This is a genomic window from Streptomyces sudanensis, from assembly GCF_023614315.1.
Taxonomy (GTDB): Bacteria; Actinomycetota; Actinomycetes; order Streptomycetales; family Streptomycetaceae; genus Streptomyces; species Streptomyces sudanensis.
This window is the reverse complement of sequence record NZ_CP095474.1, coordinates 5,174,362-5,180,562: the sequence shown is the minus strand read 5'-3', so window position 1 is coordinate 5,180,562 and position 6,201 is coordinate 5,174,362. Positions and strand designations below refer to the sequence as shown.

Here is a 6,201-nt window from a genome sequence, read left to right as displayed (position 1 = left end):
CGCGCCCCNGCGTCCTCGCTCCGGCGGGCGGGGCGGGCACGGCCGCGGGNCCGGGGACCTCCTGCGCCGTGGATGCGGACGGGTCCTTCCGTGTCCGGCCGCCGGCGTGGCGGCGACGGGTGCCGGCGTCGTACCGGTACGGGCGGGGCCGCCGCCCGGTCGTCTCGGGCGGCGGCCGGGAGCGGTGGCGCTTCCGGCCGCCGTCGGGGCGCGGGCTCCTGCGGGACCGCTCCTGCGAGTTGTCTGGAAATCACCTTTGAGAGCCGCCCGCGCCTTGCGGCCGGAGGAGCCGCCGGAGACGCGGCCCGCCGGGGAGCGGCCTCCCCGGGGGACCGCAGCGCCTCCGGGGACAGCTCCGGACCGGTCGCGGGCCGGTGCGATCGGCTCCGGACTCCGCACACGCCGTGGCTTGAACGAGAGCACCGTCGGCATACGGGAGGCATCCGCGACCCCCCTGTCCGGTGGCGGCATCCGGAGGGATCGCGTCCCCGGCCGCCGGAGGCGGCGGCGTGCGCACGGGCGCTCCGTCCGCAAGGCGGGGAGCAGCCAGTTCGATTCCGCGTATGGCGTGAACGCATCGGTGTCGCTTATCGGCCAGGGAAGCGAACCGGCCAAATCGCGAAGGGGGTTATGAAGATCCTTGGAAGACCCAGGAGTGGACATATAGTCGGACCGCGCATGCTTGATCACTTGCGGTCGTGGGCGTTCCTCCGGTGATTCGGCCGGAGGGACGCGTCTTCCCTGGACCGCAAGGCTCCATCCGGCGCCGTCCGTTCGGTGCCGTTCGGCTTCCGCCCCTCATCGAAGGAGCTCCGCATGTCCGACCTCACCCCCGCCCCCGGCTTCGACCTGCAGGACCTGGAGCTGGACCTCGGCGACCTGACCGTCACCTCCATGCGCGACACCGCCGCACTCCCCGAGGGCGGCGCGTCGTGGGGGTCCTGCTCCTGCCAGGCCTCGTCGTCCTGCGCCCAGCCGCAGGTGGAGACCGGCCCGCTCGCCGCGGGCTGACCGGCGCGGGCGCCCTCCGCCGCCGCGGCGGTCCCGGGGAGGCGTTCGTGCCCGGCACCACCGGCATCGCGGGTCTCGGCCTCGCGGACCCGGATCCGGGCGAGTTCACCGTGACCTCGACGCGCGGCACCGTCGCGCTTCCCGGGGGCGGCGCCTCCCCCGGAGCCGGTTCCTGTTCCCGCGGGTCGTCCCCGTGCGCCGCCCCGCGACCGCCGGACCTCCCGCTCCAGGCAGGACATCCGTGCCCCGGGCCGGGTTCCCCGACCGCGGGCCCGGCCCCCGGGGTCCGATCACCCCGCCGCGGGACGCACCCGGTGTGCGCCCCGCGGCGGGCTCGGGACGACGAAAGGGAGGGGACGCGCATGCCGTACGCCGAGGGCGCGGAGGCCGCCGCCGGTACCGGAGCGCACACCGCCGGCCGGCTCGTGCACCCGGCTCCGTACGCGCTCGTCCGCGCCACCGTGTCGGCGTACCCGGCCCAGACGCCGGCCGCGGCGGAGTTCCGGGCGCTGACCGGCCGCCTGGCGGAGCTGGACGGGAGGCTCGCGGACCTCGCCGGCCCCCTCTGCGACGACCTGTACGCCAGCCTCGACGGCCACCCGCGGGACTTCCACCGGGACGTCGTCCTGCCGCTGCGGCGCGCGGTGCACAACGGGCGCGCCCCGCGGCCCGCCCTCCTGGACCGGCTCGGCGACCTGCCCGGGCGGCTGCCCCGGCTCTCCCTGTGGCTCGCCCTGCGGGAGCGCCGCGCCGCCCTGCTCGCCGAACTGGGCCTCGCCGCCCCCCGCGCCCTGGCGGCCGAGCGCTCGGCCCTGGCCGCCCTGTGCCGGGAGCCGGCCCTGGCCCGTGCCGTCGCCCTCACCAGCGCCGACCTGCTGCGCGCCGTCGAGCGGGCCGGTACGGGCGCCGACGACCGCAGGGCCCGCAAGGAGGAGGCCACCGTGCTGCGCCACGCCCTGAGGGCCAGTACCAAGACCAGCCCCCTGTCGTGGTTCACCGCCGTCGGCTGGGGCCCCCTGCCGCAGCCGTCGGCGTCGCGCCCCCCGGTGCGGTCCTGGGGGCACGCGGCGCTCCTCGACGGCCCGCTGCGCGCGACGGTCACCGTCAACCGCGCCCTCACGGCCGCCCTCACCGCCGCCCTCCTGGACCGGCCGCACCGCCGCGCCGCGCGCCCCCACCGCATCGTCAGCACCGCCCGGGTCGCCGACGGCCGCGCCACGTACGCGCGCGACCGGGCCGTCTTCGCCGGGGGACGCTACCTCGTCACCGACGAGGACGAGGTGGAGGTGGCCTTCGGCGGCCCCCTCCGCCTGCTCACCGACCGCGCCCGCACCCCCGCCCCGCTCCACGAGCTGGCCCGGGTGCTCGCCTCCGCCCTGCCCGCGCCCGGTCCGGGGAGCGCGGGACGCGGGCAGACCGGGGAAGCCGAGAAGGCCGGGGAGGCCGGGGAGGCCGGGGAAGCCGGGGAAGCCGAGAAGGCCGGGGAGACCGGGGAGGGGAACCTCGCCGCCGCCACCGCCTTCGTGGAGCGCCTCGCCGAGGCCGGTCTCCTCGTCCCCACCGATCCGGTCCCGCCCCAGGACGCCGACCCCCTGGCCGGCCTGTCCGCGTGGCTGCGCGCCCTCGGCGCGGCCGGCGCCGGGGACCCCGTCCGCGCCGAGGACCTCGCCCAGGCGGACCGCATCGACGAACTGGCGGCGCTCGTCGCCCGGTTCGCCGCCTCCCCGGCCCGCCTGCGCCCCGGTGTGCTCGCCGAACTCGCGGACCGCTGGGCCGGGTTGCTCGCGGACAACGGCCGCCCCGTCCCGGCCGGATCGGCCCCGCTGAACCTCCTGTCGGAGGACGTCGTCGCACCGGAGCCGCTGCGCCTCGACGGGTTCCTCGGCGACGCCGACCACGAGGCGCTCGCCGAGGTCTCCGCGCTCGCCGAGCTGTTCGACCTCGGCCACCTGATACGGCGCGTCGTCCGGGACCGCTTCGTCGAGCGGTACGGCCCCGGCGGGCGCTGCGCCCACCCCTGGGAGTTCGGTGCCGACGTCGCCGGGGCGTGGGAGCGGGCGGGGCGCATCGCCGCCCTGCGCGAGGAGGACGGCGCCGCGTTCCCCACCGGCGGCGCCGAGCTCGCCGCCCTGCGCGAGGAGGTCGCCGGCGCCGTGCGGGAGGCGCGGGCGGGCGGGACGCCGGCCACCGGGCCGGACGACGACGTCGTCCTGCCGCCCGGCCTCGTCGCGGGCCTGGGAGCGCGGCTGCCGCGCTGGGCGACGCGGCGGCCCGTCAGCCACGCCTACTTCCTCCAGCGCGATCCGGCCGGTGGGCTGCTCTGCGTCAACCACGTCTACGGCGGCTGGGGCCGCTTCACCAGCCGCTTCCTGGACGCCCTGGACCCGCGGGCCGGCGAGAGGGTGGCGCGGCAGATCCGCCGCGGCCTGGGGTACGGGGCGGCGGACGGGGGTGCCGGTACGGGCTCCGCGCCGGTACGGCACCCGGCCGGGGGCCACGAGCACCCGGCCGGGGACCACGGGGACGGAGGCGGCGGCCCGGGACGCGGCGCCGGGCCGCGGGCCGCCCAGATCCGTCCCGTGAACGGCTTCAACGCCAACCTCCACCCCCTCCTCGTCCCCGACGAGATCGGCCCCGACCGCGGGGCGGCGTCGATCGCGGAGGACGAACTGGAGCTCTTCCACGACGAGGCCACCGACCAGGTGCGGTTCCGGGTGCGGGCCACCGGTGCCGCCCTGGACGTCCTGTACTGCGGTTTCCTCGCCCCGGTGATGCTGCCGCGCCGCATCGCGGCCCACCTGTCCGACCACCCCCACGGCGTGGTGGACTTCCGCTCCCTGGTGCCCCGTCACACGGTGCGGGCCCCGGGCGGATCCGTGGTGCGCAGCCCCCGGCTGCGCCACCGGCACGTCGTCCTGCTCCGCCGGCGCTGGCTGCTGCCGTCCGGCGTCGTGCGCGCGCTGCGCGACGAGCTGGCCGCCGCCGGCGACGTCCCGGCGGAGGCCGCCGCCCGGTGGCGGGCCCTGCTCGCCCTTCCCGACCAGGTCTTCCTGCACCCCGTCCTCACGGCGCCGACGGGCCGCGCGGCCGACGACTTCCTGACCCGGCTGAGCCTCCCCAAGCCGCACTTCGCCGACCTGGGCAACGCGCTGCACCTGCGCTGCCTGTCCAGGTGGCTCTCCCGCCACCCCGGCGGGGTGGTCCTGGAGGAGGCGCTGCCCGCGCCCGGCGGGTGGGACGCGCCGGTCCGGGCGGTGGAACTCGTCCTGGAGACCTACCGGCCCCGCCGCCCGTCATGACCCGCCCCCACCGGAGAACCGAGGCGAACACCGTGCCCACCGCGCACCCCCGGCGGACCGCCGTCCTCGACGTGGTCGCCTACTACCGCGAACCCGTCAAGGCGCCGCTGCTGCGCGAGGCGGTGCTCCCGCTCGCCGGGGCCCAGGCGGCCCGGGGCCTGGCCGCCCACGTCGAACGGCACTGGCTGCACGGCCCCCACGTGCGGCTGCGCCTGGAGGGTTCCGCGCGGGACGTCGGCCCGGCCGCGCGGGAGGCCGCCCGCGCCCTGCGCGCCTGGGTCCGCGACCACCCCTCGCGCAGCGACCTCACCGAGGGCGAACTGCTCGCGCGGGCCGCGGAAGCGGGCCGCGCCGAACTCGTCGCCCCGCCCTACGGCCCGGTCGTGGCGGACAACACCGTGCGCGTCGAGCGGGTCGACCGGACCCCCTTGCGCGGTCTGCTCGGCGCCGACGGCGCGGCCCTGCGGGACGACCTGCTGCGCGGCGGGCTGGCCGCGCTGCGCGCCGGCGCCGGCTTCCTGGGCGCGCACGGCGACGGCGCCCGGGCGCGCGTCCACCTCGCCGTCGCGGCGCTCGCCGCCCACACCGCGGCCCACCCCCAGGGGCTCGTCGGCGGCCACTACTCGTACGTCTCCCACCTGGAGGAGTTCCTGGTCCACCACGACCCGGACGGGCGGCTGCGGGACGGGTTCGCGCGCCGCTGGGACGACGCGGGCGACGTGGTGACCGCACTGGTCGGCCGGATCGTGCGGGGCGAGCGCCGGGAGTGGGAGGAGGCGTGGGCCGCGTGGTCGGCCGCGGCCTGGGACCTCGCGCGAAGCCGCCACGCCGCGGGGGCGGACCTGCACGGCTCCCCGGAGGAGTACCGCGTGCGCGCGGCGGCGACGGGCGACGCGGCGACGGCGGAGCGGTGGGACCGCGACGCGCGCACCCGCTACAGCGAGTTCCACCGGCTCCTGCACCGCTCGGACCCGCACGGCACGATGTGGGACCGCCCCGACTACCTCGTCCACCGGGCCTGCACCAACGCCCTGTACCGGCTCCTGGCGATCTGCGACGTCCGGCCGCTGGAACGCTACCTCGCCGCGTACCTGGTCACCCGTACCGTCCCGGCGCTGACGGGCCACGACTGGCGCACCCGGCTCGGGGCGGCCGTCGACGCCGTGGAGGGGCGCCGGTGACGGGCACCCCCGCGTCCGCCCCGCGCGGCGCGGACGCGCCCGGTTCCCCCCTGCCGTGGCGGCTGCGCCCCGGGGTCGTCGCCACCCCCCTGCGCGACGGGGTGCACCTGCGGGGGCGGCGGGGCGGCGTGACCCTGGAGGGCAGTGCCGCGCTGCCCCGGCTGTGGCAGCTTTTGGAGGAGCCGCTGCGCACCGGCCGCCTGACCGGCCCCCTGCGGCAGGCGGAGCCGGGCACCGCACTGCGCGAGGCGGTGGACGCGGTGGTCGGGCAGCTCCTGGCACACGACCTGCTCGTGGCGGAGCCCGCCGGCCCCGCGGCGGACTGGCTCGCGGCGACGGCGCAGCGCCCGCCCGCGGCCGCCGGCGCCCTCGCGGCGACGCGGGTGGAGGTCGTCTCCGCTGCGGCGGCCGGCCGGCCGCCGCACGCACCCCTCGGGGCGCCGGAACCGGCCGGCCTGGCCGGGGCCGCCGGGCGGGCGCTGGACCGGAGCGGGACGGCCGTGTCGTACGCCGCCGACCCCGCCCTGCCCGGCGGGCTGGTCCTCCTGCGCGCCACCGGCGGCGACGGCCCGCCGTGCGCGGTGGCCTTCGGCGTGCGCGGTGGCACGGGCTTCGTCACCGCCCCGGGCAGCCCGGAGCAGGCCGCGGCGGACGCGCGCGCCCTGGCGGCCCGGTTGGCCGCCGGTGCCCCGCTCCCCCGCCCGCGGGCC

3 protein-coding genes and 1 pseudogene are annotated in these 6,201 nt (G+C 79.1%); all 4 read left to right on the top strand.

Annotated features, from left to right (window positions below; genetic code table 11):
- Nucleotides 1-816: 816 nt before the first annotated feature.
- A complete protein-coding gene (locus MW084_RS23985; protein ID WP_010472150.1) occupies nucleotides 817-1,011 on the top strand; it encodes a thiazolylpeptide-type bacteriocin in 195 nt (64 codons plus the stop codon).
- Between the two features lie 362 nt (nucleotides 1,012-1,373).
- The gene (locus tag MW084_RS23980) at nucleotides 1,374-4,310 is read left to right on the top strand and encodes a lantibiotic dehydratase (RefSeq protein WP_010472148.1); all 2,937 of its coding nucleotides are present in this window, start codon (nucleotides 1,374-1,376) and stop codon (nucleotides 4,308-4,310) included.
- Between the two features lie 32 nt (nucleotides 4,311-4,342).
- The gene (locus MW084_RS23975; protein ID WP_010472146.1) at nucleotides 4,343-5,491 is read left to right on the top strand and encodes a lantibiotic dehydratase C-terminal domain-containing protein; all 1,149 of its coding nucleotides are present in this window, start codon (nucleotides 4,343-4,345) and stop codon (nucleotides 5,489-5,491) included.
- Nucleotides 5,488-6,201: pseudogene (locus tag MW084_RS23970) on the top strand (hypothetical protein); the annotation flags it as partial. The gene MW084_RS23975 and the pseudogene MW084_RS23970, both read left to right, overlap by 4 nt.